This is a genomic window from Achromobacter sp. (assembly GCF_032113835.1).
GTDB lineage: Bacteria > Pseudomonadota > Gammaproteobacteria > Burkholderiales > Burkholderiaceae_B > Achromobacter.
Genome location: NZ_DAMCTG010000001.1, coordinates 1 through 17,161, shown reverse-complemented (window position 1 = coordinate 17,161; position 17,161 = coordinate 1). Strand labels below are relative to the sequence as shown.

At 65.0% G+C, this 17,161-nt stretch carries 19 protein-coding genes and 1 tRNA gene; 13 read left to right on the top strand and 7 right to left on the bottom strand.

The features are described 5' to 3' along the window. Nucleotides 1–15: 15 nt before the first annotated feature. Nucleotides 16–921: a LysR family transcriptional regulator gene (locus RT697_RS00100; protein ID WP_313696427.1), complete on the bottom strand. Its 906-nt coding sequence runs from the start codon at nt 919–921 to the stop codon at nt 16–18. 319 nt (nt 922–1,240) lie between these two features. On the opposite strand from RT697_RS00100, the gene RT697_RS00095 reads away from it, so the two are divergent. Continuing rightward, nucleotides 1,241–1,789 (top strand): helix-turn-helix domain-containing protein, encoded by a 549-nt coding sequence (locus tag RT697_RS00095; RefSeq protein ID WP_313696426.1) that lies wholly within the window; start codon nt 1,241–1,243, stop codon nt 1,787–1,789. Next, the gene (locus RT697_RS00090; RefSeq protein ID WP_313696425.1) at nt 1,786–3,057 is read left to right on the top strand and encodes a HipA domain-containing protein; all 1,272 of its coding nucleotides are present in this window, start codon (nt 1,786–1,788) and stop codon (nt 3,055–3,057) included. Before RT697_RS00095 ends, RT697_RS00090 begins: the two co-directional genes overlap by 4 nt. A gap of 115 nt (nt 3,058–3,172) precedes the next feature. Here RT697_RS00090 and RT697_RS00085 read toward each other — a convergent pair. The 5 genes from RT697_RS00085 to RT697_RS00065 form a co-directional block, all read right to left on the bottom strand. Continuing rightward, nucleotides 3,173–3,246: transfer RNA gene (locus RT697_RS00085), tRNA-Gly, on the bottom strand. Nucleotides 3,247–3,357: 111 nt separating this feature from the next. Further along, a complete protein-coding gene (locus tag RT697_RS00080) occupies nt 3,358–4,344 on the bottom strand; it encodes a Bug family tripartite tricarboxylate transporter substrate binding protein (protein WP_175184770.1) in 987 nt (328 codons plus the stop codon). Nucleotides 4,345–4,419: 75 nt separating this feature from the next. Then, a complete protein-coding gene (locus tag RT697_RS00075; protein ID WP_313696424.1) occupies nt 4,420–5,373 on the bottom strand; it encodes a hydroxymethylglutaryl-CoA lyase in 954 nt (317 codons plus the stop codon). Then, nucleotides 5,370–6,563, bottom strand: a complete 1,194-nt coding sequence (locus tag RT697_RS00070; protein WP_313696423.1) for a CoA transferase — start codon at nt 6,561–6,563, stop codon at nt 5,370–5,372. The genes RT697_RS00075 and RT697_RS00070 overlap by 4 nt, the downstream gene beginning before the upstream one ends. A 121-nt stretch (nt 6,564–6,684) precedes the next feature. After that, a complete protein-coding gene (locus tag RT697_RS00065; RefSeq protein ID WP_312436417.1) occupies nt 6,685–7,581 on the bottom strand; it encodes a LysR substrate-binding domain-containing protein in 897 nt (298 codons plus the stop codon). Between the two features lie 127 nt (nt 7,582–7,708). Here RT697_RS00065 and trmB point away from each other — a divergent pair, with 127 nt between their 5' ends. The 4 genes from trmB to lysM all read left to right on the top strand — a co-directional run bounded on the left by trmB (nt 7,709) and on the right by lysM (nt 10,462). Further along, nucleotides 7,709–8,560: a tRNA (guanosine(46)-N7)-methyltransferase TrmB gene (gene trmB, locus RT697_RS00060; RefSeq protein ID WP_313696422.1), complete on the top strand. Its 852-nt coding sequence runs from the start codon at nt 7,709–7,711 to the stop codon at nt 8,558–8,560. Next, a complete protein-coding gene (pip, locus tag RT697_RS00055) occupies nt 8,560–9,501 on the top strand; it encodes a prolyl aminopeptidase (RefSeq protein ID WP_313696421.1) in 942 nt (313 codons plus the stop codon). Before trmB ends, pip begins: the two co-directional genes overlap by 1 nt. Before the next feature lie 11 nt (nt 9,502–9,512). Next, nucleotides 9,513–9,713: a sulfur carrier protein ThiS gene (gene thiS, locus RT697_RS00050; RefSeq protein ID WP_056559414.1), complete on the top strand. Its 201-nt coding sequence runs from the start codon at nt 9,513–9,515 to the stop codon at nt 9,711–9,713. Nucleotides 9,714–10,015: 302 nt separating this feature from the next. Then, nucleotides 10,016–10,462: a peptidoglycan-binding protein LysM gene (gene lysM / locus RT697_RS00045; RefSeq protein ID WP_056559419.1), complete on the top strand. Its 447-nt coding sequence runs from the start codon at nt 10,016–10,018 to the stop codon at nt 10,460–10,462. Nucleotides 10,463–10,697: 235 nt separating this feature from the next. Here lysM and ffh read toward each other — a convergent pair whose 3' ends face one another. After that, nucleotides 10,698–12,104: a signal recognition particle protein gene (ffh, locus tag RT697_RS00040; RefSeq protein ID WP_056559422.1), complete on the bottom strand. Its 1,407-nt coding sequence runs from the start codon at nt 12,102–12,104 to the stop codon at nt 10,698–10,700. Nucleotides 12,105–12,210: 106 nt separating this feature from the next. Here ffh and RT697_RS00035 point away from each other — a divergent pair, with 106 nt between their 5' ends. From RT697_RS00035 to tssI, 7 genes are all read left to right on the top strand, one after another. Further along, nucleotides 12,211–13,053 (top strand): cytochrome c biogenesis protein CcsA, encoded by an 843-nt coding sequence (locus tag RT697_RS00035; protein ID WP_313696420.1) that lies wholly within the window; start codon nt 12,211–12,213, stop codon nt 13,051–13,053. A 1-nt stretch (nt 13,054) separates the two neighbouring features. Then, nucleotides 13,055–13,321: a PP0621 family protein gene (locus RT697_RS00030; protein ID WP_313696419.1), complete on the top strand. Its 267-nt coding sequence runs from the start codon at nt 13,055–13,057 to the stop codon at nt 13,319–13,321. Between the two features lie 102 nt (nt 13,322–13,423). Beyond that, complete coding sequence (ampD, locus tag RT697_RS00025) at nt 13,424–14,002, top strand: 1,6-anhydro-N-acetylmuramyl-L-alanine amidase AmpD (RefSeq protein WP_313696418.1); 579 nt, start codon at nt 13,424–13,426, stop codon at nt 14,000–14,002. A gap of 18 nt (nt 14,003–14,020) precedes the next feature. Next, complete coding sequence (locus RT697_RS00020; RefSeq protein WP_313696417.1) at nt 14,021–14,644, top strand: glutathione S-transferase; 624 nt, start codon at nt 14,021–14,023, stop codon at nt 14,642–14,644. Between the two features lie 211 nt (nt 14,645–14,855). Continuing rightward, complete coding sequence (locus RT697_RS00015) at nt 14,856–15,533, top strand: hypothetical protein (protein WP_313696416.1); 678 nt, start codon at nt 14,856–14,858, stop codon at nt 15,531–15,533. Then, entirely contained in the window at nt 15,512–15,745 is a 234-nt protein-coding gene (locus RT697_RS00010; RefSeq protein WP_313696415.1) for a hypothetical protein, read from the top strand. The genes RT697_RS00015 and RT697_RS00010 overlap by 22 nt, the downstream gene beginning before the upstream one ends. Nucleotides 15,746–16,011: 266 nt before the next feature. Continuing rightward, nucleotides 16,012–17,161, top strand: a 1,150-nt coding sequence (gene tssI, locus RT697_RS00005) for a type VI secretion system tip protein TssI/VgrG (RefSeq protein WP_313696414.1), incomplete at its 3' end; no start/stop codon positions are given.

The following is a 17,161-nucleotide window of genomic DNA, read 5'->3' as shown; positions in this document are numbered from 1 at the left end:
TTCCGCGTCGTCCCTTCAAAATCTGAGCCGCGCGGGCAGATTCACCACAAGCCACTCGATGAACACGCGCAGCCGATGCGTGACATGGCGGTTATGCGGGTACACCACATGAAAGGGATAAGGCTGGGGCCGCCACGGCTTCAGAATCTCGACAAGCGCGCCGCTTTGCAACGCGGGGCCCGCCGCATAGGTAAACGTCTGGACAATCCCGAGGCCCGCCAGCGCCGCCGCCAGATGCGCGTTGCTTTCGTTGACGCCGACGCGATGCTCGACCTTGATCTCCATCTTTTCCCCATCCCGCTCGAAGCGGAACGGAAAGGCGCGGCCGTTCAGCGGCGACAGGTAGCTGACCAGCTTGTGGCCGTTCTTCAACTCATCCGGATAGGCAGGCGTGCCGAACTGCTTGAGGTATCCCGGCGTGGCGCAGGTGATCAGATCCGCGGCGCCGATCTGCCGCGCCACCAGCGAAGAATCGTCGAGCGGACCGCCGCGGATCACGCAGTCGACGTTGTCGCTGATCAGGTTCACGGGGCGGTCCGACACCCCGAAATCGATCCGGATGTCGGGATAGCGCGCCAGGAAATCCGAGATCGCGGGGATCAGCACGTCACGCGCGGTAGAGCCGCCCACGTCGATGCGCAGGCGCCCTTTCGGCCAGCCTTGCACGGCATTGAACGACCCGTCGATGTCTTCCAGGTCGCGCACGATGCGCAACGTCTTCTCGTAGTATTCGCGGCCTTCCGGCGTGACCGTGACGCGCCGCGTCGTTCGCTGAAGCAGGCGCACGCCAAGGTGCGCCTCCAGATCCTGCACGATCTTGCTCAGCGTGGCATTGGGCATATCCAGCGAATCCGCCGCCCGCGTGAAACTCCCCGCCTCCACCACGCGGGCAAAGCCGCGAATTGCTGTCAATTGATCCATGCCGAAGGCTCCTTGGGATAACGGGATTATCCATGAGCATGCATAGTCATTTCAATTTTGCCGGGTTTATCCATGAACCCGAGGCCCCTAAGTACCTCCATGGCAATGAGAGCCGTGGACTGAACCGGCTCCTCAGGCGCGCCAATTATCCAGGGCATATGAAAGACAATATTTTTTCGTTTTCTTTTCAAAACGGCCAAAATATTAGCATCTTCGCTCAATCTAAACTGCTTAGAGCTAAGCCGGGGAGTGGACTCCAACAGGCTATAGCGCTAATATTCCTCCTCTTTACTGCAAAAAACACCGGAATATTAGCATCGTGGCAAAGAAGACTGCCCCTCTCATGCCCTCGACAGAGAAGCTCCTCGCGGGTTTCGGGGAGCGGCTCAAACTCGCGCGCCTGCGCCGCCGGCTCACAGCCAAGCAAGTGGCAGAGCGCGCCGGCATGTCGCCAATGACACTGAGATCCCTGGAAGCTGGCGGAGCGGGCGTGACCATAGGCGCGTATCTTTCAGTGATGCAGGTGCTCGGCATTGAACGAGACCTGGCCCTGCTCGCCGCCGAGGATGAGCTGGGTCGCAGGCTTCAGGACTCACGCCTCGTAAAGGCCGGCCGACTTGAGCAGGTTCCCCCCATCACCAAGAGGGGTATGGGTATTCGGAAATCTCGGCCAAGCCTGGAAACCAGCAAGCCGCAAGCGCGCAACGCCAGCGGCCAAGTGATGGCCAATCAAGATACTGCATCAAGCTACAGCACCAGTACGGATCCAACACCAGCATCCGCCAAATCCCCTGCGATCACTTCGACAAGCCTAGCCTCACTTCTGAAGGCCTCTTCGAAAAAGACCAAGAAGGGCGCAAAGACATGACGATGATTGCGGTCTATGCAGATTGGAACGGCCTTCAAAAACCGCAACGGCTTGGGTTTCTGAACTCCCGCAGGACGCGCGCGCACGAGACGTTTGAGTTTCAGTATGACCCCGCGGCGCTGGCCGACCCCGTGATTGGCCAATTGGTGCTCGACCCGAAGCTCTTTCTTTTCGAAGGCCCCCAGTACCCAACTGCCCCACAAGACAGGTTCGGCGTGTTTGCCGATTCCAGCCCGGATCGCTGGGGTCGCTTGCTCATGGATCGCCGCCTCGAACGTGACATCCGCGCAGGTATCCAGCCTGCCGGTACACGGCTGTACGAGACGGATTACCTCCTAGGCGTCCACGACCTCTATCGCGTGGGCGCTTTGCGCTACAAGCGAGAAGATCAAGGAGAGTACCTCGACAACTCCAACGGACTTGCTGCCCCGCCCTTCACCGAGATTCGGGCCCTGGAGCAAGCGGCTAGAGCGCTGGAACAGGATCAAGGCAACGTGTCCCAGCAGGGCCAGCAATGGCTCAGGATGCTTATTGCGCCCGGTGGCTCGCTGGGCGGCGCCCGACCCAAAGCGAGCGTGGCCGACGAGCAGGGACATCTATACATCGCCAAATTCCCGAGCACGCGTGATGACTACGATGTCGGAGGCTGGGAAATGGTCATCAACGCCCTCGCTGTTGGCTGCGGACTGAATGTTGCTGCTGCCGAAGCGCGGAAATTTGCGAGTGACCATCACTGCTTCATGGTGCGACGGTTTGACCGGACCGATGATGGGAAACGCCTGCACTTTGCCTCCGCCATGACCATGACCGGTCATGTGGACGGGGAAGACGCCTCGACCGGTGTCAGCTATCTGGAACTGGCGGAGGTGCTGATCAGGCATGGCGCGCAGACCAATGCCGATCTGCGCGAACTCTGGTCCAGAATCGTCTTCAACCTTCTCGTCTCCAACACAGACGATCACCTGCGAAATCACGGGTTCATCCTGATCCCAGGATCAGGATGGCGCCTCTCAGCGGCATACGACATGAACCCAGTGCCCATTGCAGATGGCCTGAAGCTCAACATCACTGAAGCGGACAATGCCTTGGATCTGGAACTCGCTCGCGACGTCGCCGCGTATTTCCGATTGAGCTTGGTTGATGCCGATGAAATCATTGGCGAGTTTCAAGGAATTGTCCGCCAATGGCGAACGCTTGCCAGAAGTCTGGGGTTACCAGCGCGTGAACAAGATCGGATGGCTGAGGCTTTTCGTCTAGCGGAGCACTGACCCACGGGCGCATTCAACACGGACCGGAGATCGACGACGCCTGGCGGCGTACTGAATGCCCGAAACTTCATCGTTGGATTCAAGTTCCAGGCCGGAACTTTATGGACATAAGCAGTGGAGCGGGTGAAGGGAATCGAACCCTCGTATGAAGCTTGGGAAGCTGCCGTTCTACCATTGAACTACACCCGCTCGGGTGTCGTGCCGCAGCCGTGGGCCGGGCAGAGCCGCGATTATAGCGCGGCTTTTTTCGGTCGGGGCGGGTCAAAAAAGCCCGCCCCTTCGACCAAAGAATCGCCGATATCAATTCGCCGTGATGTTGGCGGCCTTGACCACCTTGCCCCAGCGGTCCAGCTCGGTCTGCGTGTAAGCGCCCAATTCCTTCGGGCCCATGAAGATCGCCTCGGCGCCCTGCTCGGCCGCCTTCTTGCGAAACTCGTCGGTCTTCATGATCTTCTGGATTTCGCCCGCGATCTTGTCGACGACCGGCGCGGGCGTGTCCTTCGGCGCGTACATGGCGAACCACGACGAGACAATCAGATCGGGGTAGCCGGCTTCGGCGGCCGTGGGCACGTCGGGCAGCGACGGCAGGCGGGCGTTGCCCGTGACCGCCAGCGCGCGCAGCTTGCCTGCGGCGATCTGGCCCAGGAGCGGCGGCGGCGTGGTGATCGTCATGTCGACGGCGCCGCCCAGCAGGTCATTCAGCGCGGGGCCGGTGCCCTTGTACGGAATGTGCGTGATCTGCGTGCCGGCCATCTGGTTGAGCAGTTCGGTGGCGACCTGCTGCAGCGAGCCGTTGCCCGACGACGCGTAATTCAGCTTGCCCGGGTTGGCCTTGGCGTACGCGACCAGTTCCTTCAAGGACTTGATGGGCAGGTCGGGACGCACGACCACGACTTGCGGCGCGGACAGCACGTTGGCGACCGGGGCGAAGTCCTTGATGGGATCCCAGCCGGCGGCGGGCGTCACGTGCGGGGTGATGACCTGAAAGCCCGAATATTGCAGCAGCAGCGTGTAGCCGTCCGGCTTGGCGCGGGCCACGGCCTGCGCGGCGATGCCGCCCGAGGCGCCCGGCTTGTTCTCGACGACGACACTCTGACCCAGCGCTGCGCCCAGAGGCTGCGCGATCAGGCGGGCGGCGATGTCGGTGGTGCCGCCGGGCGCGGCGGACACGATCAGCGTAACGGGACGGTTGGGGAAATCGGCCTGTGCGCTGGCGGCGCCGGCGGCGGTGATCAGGGCGAAGGCGGCGCTGACGCGCAGTGCGGTGGGCAGGCGGAAAGAGGCCATGCGTTGTCTCCTGGGTATTGTTTTATCTGTGGGTGGTTCGGGTACAGCAGGTACTGCTGGGAAAAGACCAATCAATCAGGCATCGGCCGGAAACCGTTCGGCCAGCCACGCGGGCGGCGCATGCAGTGCCAACCTCGGGCCCGCCTGCAACAGCGCGTTGGAAAGATCGCGCTGGACCAGTCCGGGCAGGCCGCGCACGATGGCCAGCAGCGGCTCCAGCGACACGCCCGTCTCCACGCCCATGCAGGCAAACATGTGGACCAGCTCTTCGGTGTTGACGTTGCCGCTGGCGCCCGGCGCGTAAGGGCATCCGCCCAGGCCGCCGGCAGCGGCATCAAAGCGCGTGATGCCGGTCTGCCAGGCCGCGATGGCATTGGCCAGCGCCATGCCGCGCGTGTTGTGCAAATGAACCGTCAGCGCCGAGGCCGGCAGGCGCGCAGCCGCCTGTTCGCACAACGTGGCCACTTGCGTTGGAAACGCCATGCCCGTCGTGTCGCACAGCGTGATGCCGGCAGCGCCCGCATCGACCAGGCGCGCGACCAGATCCAGCACCGTGTCCGCAGGCACATCTCCATCGAACGGACAGCCGAACGCGGTCGACAAGGACACGTTGCACGGCGCGCCGGCCTTTGCCGCAGCAGCCAGCACCTGAGTCAGCTCGGCAAACGACTGGTCGCGCGTCATGCGCAGGTTGGCGCGGTTGTGCGTCTCGCTGCACGACATGACGAGGTTCATTTCGTCGGTGCCAGCCTCCAGCGCGCGTTCCAGCCCGCGCACGTTCGGGACCAGCGCGGTATAGATCACGCCGGGACGGCGGCGGATGCGGCGCATGACGTCGACGGCGTCGGCCAGCGCGGGAATGGCTTTGGGAGACGTGAAGCTGGTGACCTCGATGCGGGCGAAACCGCAGTCGGACAACGCATCCACGAAGACGACCTTGTCGTCCGTGGGCACCATGGTCTTCTCGATCTGCAGGCCGTCGCGCGGCCCGACCTCGTTGATCTCGATGCGGGCGGGTCCGTGGTTCATGCGATCACTCCCTTGGCGCGCAACGCGGCGCGCTGTTCTTCGGTCAGGCCTGCGGACGCCAGCACAGTGTCGGTGTGTTCGCCCAGGGTCGGCGCGCGTTCGCGCACCGCGCCGGGGTTGGACGACAGGTACGGGAACACAGCAGGCATTTCCACCTGCACGCCCGCGGCGGATTCCATCGACGTGATGGCGTTGCGGGCGCGGTAATGCGGATCCTTGGCGATGTCGGCGATGGAATAGATGCGGCCGGCGGGCACGCCCGCTTCCAGCATCGCGGCCAGCACGTCGTCGATGCGGCGTTCCTGCGTCCAGGCGCCGATGGCGGCGTCGATCTCTTGAACGCGGCGCGCGCGGCCGTCGTTGTGCGCCAGCGCCGGGTCCTGACCCAGGTCGTCGCGGCCGATGCGGGCCATCAGGCGGGTGTAGATGGCGTCGCCGTTGCCCGCGATGAGCACATAGCCGTCCTGGCACGGGTAGGCGTTGGACGGCGCGATGCCGGGCAGCGACGCGCCGGCGGGCTCACGCACCGCGCCGAACACCGAATACTCGGGCAGCAGGCTCTCGCTGAGGTTGAAAAGGCTTTCGTACAGCGCGGTGTCGATCACCTGCCCCACGCCGCCGCGCGCATCGCGCTGATACAGCGCCAGCATCACGCCCAGCGCGCCATGCAGGCCGGCGATGGTGTCGCCCAGCGACAGCCCGGCGCGCACCGGCGCGCGGCCCGGCTCGCCATTCAGGTAGCGCAGGCCCGCCATGGCTTCGCCGATCGCGGCAAAGCCCGGTTCGCGCGCTTTGGGGCCGGTCTGGCCGTAGCCCGAGATGCGCAACATGATCAGGCGAGGATTCAGCTCGTGCAGGGCTTCCCACGACAAGCCCCATTTTTCCAGCGTGCCGGGACGGAAATTCTCGATCAGCACGTCGGCCTCGCGCGCCAGCATGCGCACGATGTCCTGGCCTTCCTGCTGGCGCAGGTCCACGCAGACCGACTGCTTGTTGCGCGACTGCGCCTCCCACCACACCGAGGTGCCCTCGTGCAGCAGACGCCATTTGCGCAGCGGATCGCCCTGACCCGGCGGCTCGATCTTGATGACCTGCGCGCCAAAATCCGCCAGAGTCTTGGCCGCGAAAGGCCCCGCGATGAGTTGTCCCAGTTCCAGCACACGAATGCCGGCAAGAATCTGCCCTGCCATATCGCCTCCCAGGCGCGTCTTACGGTAGTGATGGAAGGCAGTGTGCGCGCAAAGCGCCGGGGAGCGGAATGGACAATCGGGGAAAGGGGCATTCCCGGAACGAGAAACCCCGGGCTAACCCTCAGCCCTCGCCGCGCAGATGGGCCAGCAGCAGACGCGCGGCCACGGTCAGGGTGTCGGCGTCGCGTACGCCCAGCAGCAGCCAGCGGCGCGCCCACTCGTCGGTCAGCGGGATCAGACGGATGGGCATCGACCGCGCGTGCGGCTCGGCAGCGATGCGCGGCAGGATGCCCACGCCGCGCGTGGCCGCCACCATGCGGCAGATGGCATCAAAGCTGCGCACCTGGATGCGCAACCGCATCGCCCGGCCCATGCGGCCGCTCTCTTCCGACAACCGGGTCGCCAGCGACGTCGCGGGCGGCAGGCCGACGTAGTCGTAGGCGAGCGTGTCCGCGAAGGCGACCTGCGGCTCGGCGGCAAGCGGATGGCGCTGCGGCACGATCAGCACCAGTTCGTCCAGGCGATAGGGAAAGGTAGTGAGGCCGTCCGCCGGCGTGCGGTCGGCAAAGACGCCGATGTCCGCGCGGTTCTCCAGCACGGCGGTGACGATGTCGCTGCTGTTCTGCTCTTCCAGGTCGATGCGCACGGCGGGGTGCTCGTCCATGAAGGCGGCCAGGTCCTCGGGCAGGAACTGGGTCAGCGAAGACGTATTGGCGGCGATGCGCACCTGCCCTCGCACGCCCTGCGCGAAGTCGGATAGCGCACCGGCCATCTGCTCGACCTCCTGCAGCACCCGCAGCGCATGTACCAGGCACGCCTGCCCCGCGTCAGTCAGCTCCACGCCGGCGGCATTGCGAAACAGCAGCGGCGAACCCAGCGCGGCTTCCAGGTCCGAGATCCGCTTGCTGGCCGCGCCCACCGCCAGATGTGACTGGCGCGCGCCGGCCGAGATGCTTCCCTGGCGCGCCACGGAGACAAACAGGGCAAGCGTGACGAGGTCGATCCGGGCAAAGTTCATGAAAAGAGTCTACGGCGCAGGGAAACCGGGCTGAAACTATAGCCGCAGGCGACCGGGATAAATGTGTCCCTGTTTTAGTCCCTATGACCGGCTCCGCGCGGGCAGACCTGCCACTACAATCCCGCCTATGAATACGAACAACCCCACGAACAACGCCACGAACACCCCTGCGGACACCCACGCAGACGCGCCCGCCAAGCCGGCCGTGAGTCCTTCCGCCACGCCCGCCGCCGACGCCGCGCCCGCCTCCGTTTCCCCGGAAACCCAGGCGGCGCTGGCCAGCGCCGCGTATGCGCCCAACAGCCCGGGCGCCGCCCACATCCGCAGCTTCGTCCATCGCCGCGGCCACATCACCCAGGGTCAGCTTGCTGCGCTGGAGCGCCTGATGGGCCAATGGTCCATCCCCTACGCCCCCCGCCGCCTGGATCCGGCCGCCGCCTTCGGACGGCAGGCCCCGACGGTGCTGGAGATCGGCTTCGGCATGGGCGAAACCACCGAGAAGATCGCGCTGGCCCGGCCTGGCGACAATTTCCTGGGCGTGGAAGTGTTCAACGCTGGTGTCGGATCGCTGCTGCGCCGCATCGAAGACTCCAGCATCCAGAACCTGCGCATCATCCAGCATGACGCCGTGGAAGTGGTGCGCGACATGATCGCCCCCGACTCCCTGGCCGGCGTGCACATCTACTTTCCGGATCCGTGGCCCAAGAAGCGCCATCACAAGCGCCGCCTGATCCAGCCTACGTTCATTTCGCTGCTGGCCAGCCGCATCGCGCCCGGCGGCTACATCCACTGCGCCACCGATTGGGAAGACTACGCGGTGCAGATGCTGGAAGTGCTGAGCGGCGAGCCGCTACTGAAGAACACCGTCGACGGCGGCTACGCGCCGCGCCCCGATTACCGCCCCCTCACCAAATTCGAGACACGCGGCCTGCGCCTGGGCCACGGCGTCTGGGACCTGATCTTCAAGCGAGCCGCCTGATGCTGTATCCGCCGATCGAACCCTACCGCCAAGGCATGCTGGACACCGGTGACGGACACCAGATCTATTGGGAAATGTGCGGCAACCCCAATGGCAAGCCCGCCGTCTTCCTGCATGGGGGACCCGGCAGCGGCTGCTCGCCCGTGCACCGGCAGTTGTTCGATCCGCAACGCTACAACGTGCTGCTTTTTGATCAGCGCGGCTGCGGCCGCTCGCATCCCCACGCCAGTCTGGACAACAACACCACGTGGCATCTGGTCGCCGACATCGAGCGCCTGCGCACCGAAGTCATGGGCGCCGAGAAGTGGCTGGTGTTTGGCGGATCCTGGGGGTCGACGCTGGCGCTGGCCTATTCCGAGACGCACCCGGCGCACACCAGCGAACTCGTGCTGCGCGGCATCTTCGGCCTGCGCCGCGCCGAGATCCAATGGTTCTACCAGGAAGGCGCGTCGTGGCTGTTTCCCGACCGCTGGGAAGAGTATCTGGCGCCGATCCCCGAGGCCGAGCGCGGCGATCTGGTCACCGCGTACCACAAGCGCCTGACGGGCGACGATCCCGCCGAGCAACTGCGCGCCGCCAAGGCCTGGAGCAAATGGGAAGACAGCACCATCACGCTCTTGCCCAGCCCGCGTCATCAGCAAAGCCATGCCGCGGACCGCGCGGCGCTGGCCTTTGCGCGCATCGAGAACCACTATTTCTTCAACGCCGGCTTCATGGAAGAAGGCCAGTTGATCCGCGACGCGCAGAAGCTGCGCGGCATCCCCGGCACCATCGTGCAGGGCCGCTACGACGTCTGCACGCCCGCGCGCACCGCGTGGGACCTGCACCGCGCGTGGCCGGAAGCGCAGTTTCACCTGGTGCCCGATGCCGGCCACGCCTTCGACGAACCCGGCACGCTGGCGCGCCTGATCGCCGCCACCGACGCCTACGCCAAACAGTGAGGAGTCCTGACATGCACATCACCCTGAACGGAGACGCCCGCGAGTTCCCGCTGGACACCACGGTCAACGAATTGCTCGAAACGTTGGGCTATGCGGGCAAGCGCGTGGCCGTCGAACGCAACGGCGAAATCGTGCCCAAAAGCCAGCACGCGCAGACGGCGCTGTCTGACGGCGACCAGATCGAGATCGTGGTCGCAGTGGGCGGCGGCTGAATTACGGTCCCGCAGCGCTCCGGCGCCGCATCGCGACACCCCCTTGAAGGCCGCTGACACCCAGCGGCCTTTTTGCATGGCGCCCCACGCACGAGGGGGCTTACGCCCCCAGATACCAACGTGCTGCGAAGGTGCCAGCATTGTTGCGTAGTCTGGCAAAAGGCTAGCAACCTGTTACACCACAACCCCTCGTCGTAGGGCAAATGAGCGAGTCATAATCGTTTCTATCGCGCCGCCTTCAACCTGGCAGGCGCCTTCGAGAGCACAGGTTTTCTCACCGCAATATCGATAAAGGAAACGCTATGGGTCTGCTCAATTTCATCAAGGACGTTGGAGAAAAGCTCTTCGGCGCCAGCGAGGCCAAGGCCGCGACGGCAGAGGAATTGAAGAAAGAGCTGGATAAGCACGGCCTGAACGCGGATGGCCTGCAAATCACGGTGGACGGCGACAAGGTCACGGTCGCGGGCCAGGCGTTGAGCACGGAAGACGCCGAGAAGATTTCGCTGGCGCTTGGCAACACGGTTGGTGTGGCCGCGGTGGACAACCAGTTGCAGGTCAAGCAGGCCACGCCGGAAGCCAAGATGTACACCGTGCAGAAGGGCGACAACCTTTGGAAGATCGCCGAAGCGCAATACGGCAAGGGCCAGGGCGCCAAGAACACCCTGATCTTCGAAGCCAACAAGCCCATGCTCACCAGCCCCGACAAGATCTACCCGGGCCAGGTGCTGCGCATTCCGCCGCTGTCGTAAGCGGCACCGAATTCAAACAATCCGGGGGACACCCATGCGTTCTCCGGCTTGTGTCGCGGCGCGGCGCCCCCTGCCTGCCGCGATTGCTTGGCCAGACGCAATGTCTGGCCATTTTTTTGGCTACGGACTTACAGTCCTACGTTAGAACAGCCGCCCCGCCGCCCGGCCGCCCGAAGGCGGGGCAGCCCCCTCGGGGGGCAGCAAGCGAACAAAGCGAGTGCGGCGTGGGGGCCGCTTACTTCATTCCAAACCGGCCCAGTCCCTTCATGCCGCCCATGGCGCGCATCATCTTGGCCATGCCGCCCTTTTTCATCTGCTTCATCATGCCCTGCATCTGCTCGAACTGAGCCAGCAGGCGGTTGACCTCCTGGACCGGCACGCCGGAACCGGCGGCGATGCGGCGCTTGCGCGAGGCCTTGATCAGTTCGGGCTTGGCGCGTTCGGCGGCCGTCATCGAATTCAGGATGCCTTCCGTGCGGCGCAACTGCTTTTCCGCCTGGCCGCCCTGCAACTGCCCGGCCGCCTGCTGGAACTGAGCCGGCAGCTTTTCCAGCAGCGAGCCCATGTCGCCCAGCTTCTTCACCTGGCCAAGCTGGTCGCGGAAGTCGTTCAGGTCGAACTTGTTGCCCGACTTGATCTTGGACGCAAGCTTCTGCGCTTCGGCGATGTCGATGTTCTTCTGCGCCTGCTCCACGAGCGAGACGATGTCGCCCATGCCCAGCACGCGCTGCGCCATGCGGTCGGGGTAGAACGGCTCGAGGCCATCCAGCTTTTCCGACACGCCGACAAACTTGAGCGGCTTGCCGGTGACGTGGCGCACCGACAGGGCCGCACCGCCGCGGGCGTCGCCGTCCAGCTTGGTCAGGACGACGCCGGTCAGGGGCAGCGCGTCGGCAAAGGCGCGCGCGGTGTTGACCGCGTCCTGGCCCTGCATCGCGTCCACCACGAACAGCGTTTCCACCGGCTTGACCAGGTCATGCAGCGCGCGGATCTCGCGCATCATGGCCTCGTCGATGCCCAAGCGGCCCGCCGTGTCCAGGATCAGCACGTCGTAATGATGGCGGCGGGCGTGATCGACCGCGCCGCGCGCGATGTCTTCGGGTTTCTGGCTGGGGTCGGACGGCAGGAAATCCACGCCGACCTGCGCGGCCACGCTCTTCAACTGGTCGATAGCGGCCGGACGGTACACGTCGGCGGACACCACCAGCACCTTTTTCTTGCCGGTCTTGCGGCCGTGCTGCGTGTGCTGTCCTTCGCTGAGCCAGCGCGCCAGCTTGCCGGTGGTGGTGGTCTTGCCGGCGCCCTGCAGGCCCGCCATAAGAATGACGGCGGGGGGCTGGACGGCCAGCGACAGTTCATTGGCGTCGGCGCCCAGGTCGCCGCCCATGAGGGCAGTCAGTTCCTTGTTGACGACGCCGACCAGCGCCTGGCCCGGGCTGAGGCTGCCGGCGACTTCTTCGCCCAGCGCCTTTTCCTTCACCCGCGCGACAAAGTCGCGAACGACCGGCAGCGCGACGTCGGCTTCCAGCAGCGCCATGCGCACTTCGCGCAGCATCTCCTGCGTATTGGCCTCGGTCAGGCGGGCTTCCCCGCGCAGCGTCTTGACGACACGCGACAGGCGTTGAGTTAGGTTATCGAGCATGAGAGGCGTTTCCGCTTAAACTAGTTGATTGAACGGTGGCCGCAGGCGCGGATTCTGCGCTTTCGGGTGACGCGCACCCCAAGGCCCCATCCAGACAACGGTTTCTATGTCACTCGGCATTGTATTTCACACAGCGGCTGCCTTGGCGTACGCGGTGCTCGGGGGGTCGCTTTGGATCCGCCTGGCCGGCGCCGGGGAAGTGGAACAGACCGGCAAAATCGCCCGTCTGTGCCTGCTGGGCGCGCTGGTTCTCCATGGAATCGGGCTGCAACAAGCGATGCTGGGATCCCAGCATCTGTTCATTGGATGGGCGCTGGCCCTGTCCGCCGCCATCTGGCTGGGCATGGTGGTCTTCTGGCTGGAAAGCCTGCTGGTGCGCATCGACGGCCTGCAATTGCTGCTGTTGCCCGCCGCAGCCATCGCCAGCGGCCTTGCCGCCATCTTCCCGCAGGGGCAGTTCGTGCCCCATGCCGACGACCCCTGGCTGCGTGTTCACCTCCTGATCGCCCTGGCGGCCTACGGCCTGATCACCATCGCCGCCCTGCACGCCATGATGATGGCCCTGCTTGACCGCCACCTGCATCGTCCCCTGGATGCCCCCGCCGAACGCAGCATCATCGGACGCGTGCTCGATTCGCAGCCGCCGCTGCTGGTGCAGGAACAGCTGCTTTTCCGCATCATCTGGATCGGCTTTGTCGTGCTGACGCTGGCGGTGGGCTCGGGCTCGGTCGCCTCCATGAAGCTGACCGGCAAAATTCTGCCGTTCGACCACAAGACCGTCTTCACTCTGCTTTCCTGGCTGACGTTCGGCGTGCTGCTGGTCGGCCGGCACATCTGGGGCTGGCGCGGCCGCGTCGCGCTGCGTTGGACCCTGACGGGTTTTGGTTTTTTGATTCTGGCCTACACCGGCAGCCGGTTCGTGCTGGAAATGATTCTGCATCGAGGCTGACGTGGGCAAGTTGCTGTTCTGGATCGTTCTGATCATCCTGGTTCTGTTTGTCGCCCGCATTGCCGGCCGCATGGCCGCGCAGCGCCAGGCCGACGCGCAAAGCGGCCAGAAGAAAAAGGCGCAGGGCGCACAGCCCCCGCCCTCCCTGGAATCCATGGTGCGCTGCGCTCATTGCGGCATCCATCTGCCCCGCTCCGAGGCCCTGCTGCAGAACGGCCAGACCTGGTGCAGCGCCGACCACGCCCGCCTGGGCCCGGCAAAGCGCTGACCCGTCCATCCGGGGCGCCGCCCCTCCCGGCGGATTGCCGGATAGGGCATCCAGCGGCGGCGCGGCATAATGGGTGCCGGAATTCTCACACGCTCCCTCCCTATGCCCTTGCTCCTGGATCGACATGGCTGGCTGGCGCCGGCGCCGGGCGTATCACTTCTGCGCTCACCCAACTGCGACGCGCGCCCCGCGGACGCGCAGGTCTCGCTTCTGGTCGTCCACAACATCAGTCTGCCGCCGGGCCAGTTCGGTGGACCGGAAGTCGCGGGCCTCTTCCTGAACACGCTCGACTACAGCTCACACCCCTGGCTGGAACGCCTGCGCGGCCTGCGCGTGTCGGCGCACTTTTTCATCCGCCGCGACGGCCGCATCGTGCAATTCGTCTCCACCGACCGGCGCGCCTGGCACGCCGGCGTGTCGCGCTTCGCTGGCCGCGAGCGTTGCAACGACTTTTCCATCGGCATCGAACTGGAAGGCACGGACACGCTGCCCTACACTGGCGAGCAGTACGCGTCGTTGCGCCGGTTGGCCCACACCTTGCGCGCGCGTTATCCCCTGGTGGCCGCTCAGGGACACGAACACATCGCCCCGGGACGCAAGACCGACCCCGGGCCGGCATTCGACTGGACGCGCTTCGCGCGCGATAGCGGCTTTGCGCGGCGGCACCTGCCGCCGGCCTGACCCTTAGAAGGATTGGCTATGTTGAAGATCTGGGGACGCCTGACTTCCGTCAACGTTCAGAAAGTGATGCTGGCCGTACGCGAGCTGGCCCTGCCGCACACCTTTGTTCAAGCTGGCGGCCCGTTCGGCGTGGTCGACACCGCCGATTACGCGGCCAAGCTCAATCCCAACCGCCTCGTCCCCGTCATCGACGACGGCGGCTTCATCCTTTGGGAATCCAATGCCATCGTGCGTTACCTGGCGGCGCGCTACGGCGTGGGCTCGCTGTGGCCCGAAGACGTCTGCCTGCGCGCCGATGCCGACCGCTGGATGGACTGGCAGGCGACCGAATGGCAGCCCGCGATGGGACCGGCATTCCTGGGCCTGATCCGCACGCCTGAAGACCGCCGCGACAAGGCTGCCATCGACAGTTCGATCAAGCGGTCCAACGATCGTGCGCTGATCCTGGACCAGGCCTTGCAGGGCCGCGAATTCATCGCCGGGCGCCACCTGACGATGGGCGACATCGCGCTCGTCGCCGCCGCGCACCGCTGGCTTGCCCTGCCCGTCGAACGCCCAGCCACGCCCGCACTGTCGGCTTGGTACCGGCGCGTCATGATGCGCCCCGCCCCCCAAGGCGTACTGACCCTGCCGCTGGAGTAGTCGCGCGGCGGGTCACGCAACGCCACAGTCGGGACAGTTTGCAACATTCCTTCTGCGCGATTCGTGCAATTATCTGAAGCCTCTAAGGCGCTCTGGCCCTCGCGCTGAGCGCCTCGTTTCAATCCCCCGCGCTTGCCGGGGGACGGCCGCCGCCGCGGCGTCGCACGAAGAAGAGATGCACCTTGCGCCCGGCACTCACGCATGCGTCCTGTTGACCAGCCCCGCTCGCGTCACCGTCGGCGACGCCTATTACACCCATCTTCCCGCCTTGATCGCCTGCCCCCTGCGCGGCCTGCCGATGCACGAGGCGCTCTTTGCGTCTGACGACCCGGCAATCCGACGAGACAACCCAGTCGAATGCCACGACATCGAGCAAGCGACGACGTGGGCCGAGTCCTGGCGCGCCATCTGCCGGGCCAACAGCATTCACGCCTGCCACGCGCGCGCGGCGCTGGCGCCCGACGGCGCGCCGGTCGGCTGGTTTCTTCTCTGCCTGCCGCAGGTGCGCCATTGCACGCCGTGGGAACAACGCGTCGCCGAGTTCGGCGCGCTGGCCCCCAGCATCGTCGTGGAACGCGACCGCGTCGCGGCGGCTCTGCGCAACGAGGTAAACGCGCTATCCCGGCCGCAGGCACTGAGCGCCGAACTTGTCGGCCCCGGCGAATTCGAACCGCTGCTCAAGAAGATCCTGGCCGCCGCCGACATTTCCGGAACGGAGAAAGGCAACATCCAGATCTACGACCCCGCCAAGAACACGCTGCGCATCGCCGTCCACCAGGGGCTGAGCGCACGCCTGGTCGAGCATTTCGCTGAAGACGGCTGGGTTGCAAGCTGCGCCGAAACCGCCCAGCACCTGGAACGCCGGTCGTGCCCGATGTCGAGCAACTGACGGATCTGCAAGGCACGCTGGGGCTTGAGATCGTCATGGCAGACAACATCCGATCGATCCAATGCATTTTGGCGCTCAGCGGTTGGGGGCAGGAAGAAGACCGCCGGGCATCGATGGAAGCCGGTTTCAATGCGCATCTGGTCAAACCGGTGGATATGGACGTGCTGCTCGAGATGCTGTCGACCATCGAGCACCGCGGCATCTCAAGGTAGCGGTGCGCGAGGGCCCGTAAATCCGCGCCGAACACGCATAGTGCAATGCCATGTTGCAGACCCGGGCCGACATCATCGCGCCCGGCTGTTTCCGCGCGTTCTGAGCGCCGTTTCCGACAAATATAAGAACGGTTCGATACCCAGAAATTGGCCGCTATGACGAAATGGCAGCGCATGCCATGCGAGTCCACTGCATTCCTCTGATTGCAGCGGACGCTTGCCTATAGGCGGACCTGACGCTCACCGTTGAAAGGAAAGGTCTGTCGTTGCGGGAGCACGTCATACCTATCCAATCCGATCTTCAGTTCACCTTTGCCGTCGGCGACACATCCTTCGAGGTCGTCGAATTCACGCTGCAAGAAGGCCTGTCAGAGACCTTTCTGCTTGAAGTGGAACTGGCCAGCAACGACCCTGCCATCGACTTCGGCAAGGTGCTGGACCGCGCCGCGCTGCTCACCCTCTGGCACGGTGACACCCCGGTGCGCTATGTCCACGGCGCAGTGTCGTCATTCGTTCAAAACGACACGGGCTTTCGACGCACCCGCTACCGCGCAGTGGTCGAGCCGCGGCTGGCGCGCTTGAAACTCAGTTCCGACTGGCGCATCTTTCAGGCCCTCACGGTTCCGCAAATCGCCGAAACGGTGCTCAAGGCGCATGGTCTCACCCACGACTACGAGCAGCGCAACACCACCGAGCATCAGGCCCGCGAATACTGCGTGCAAGCCGGCGACACCGATTACCACTTCGTGGAACGCATCATGCGCGAAGAGGGCTTTTTCTACTCGTTCCGCCATAGCGCCGAAGGCCATCAACTTGTCCACAGCGACCGCCTGTTCATCCACGGCCGCGTGGGCGACGAGCCTGTTCAATACAACCCCACGCCCGGCGGCGATCGGCCTCAGCCCGCATTGCACCGATTTTCCTACGCCGAAAACGTGCGCACCGCACGCCAGACGCAGCGCGATTACACCTTCCACCATCCCCGCTACACCCACCAGCACAGCCGCGACGGACGCGACCTGGATCATCAGGGCCGGCGCTACGAACGCTACGACTACCCGGCACGCGCCAAGTTCGACGAGGCCGGCAAATCCTTCACCGAGACCCGCCTGCGCGGCCACCGCCGCGATGCTCGCATCGCCCTGGTCGAAGGCGACGATCCACGCCTGCAGCCCGGCATCTCGTTCACACTGGCCGGCCATCCGCGCGAGGACTTGAATCACGGCTGGCGGCCGATTCGCATCGTCCACCGCGGCACGCAACACACCAGCCAGGCCGAGGAAAGCGCCGACGCTCCGCGAGGCACTCATTACCACTACGAAGCGGAGCTAGTGCCGGACGATGCCGAATGGCGCGCCGAGACGCTGCCCAAACCCCGCATCGACGGGCCACAGAATGCCGTGGTCGTCGGGCCGC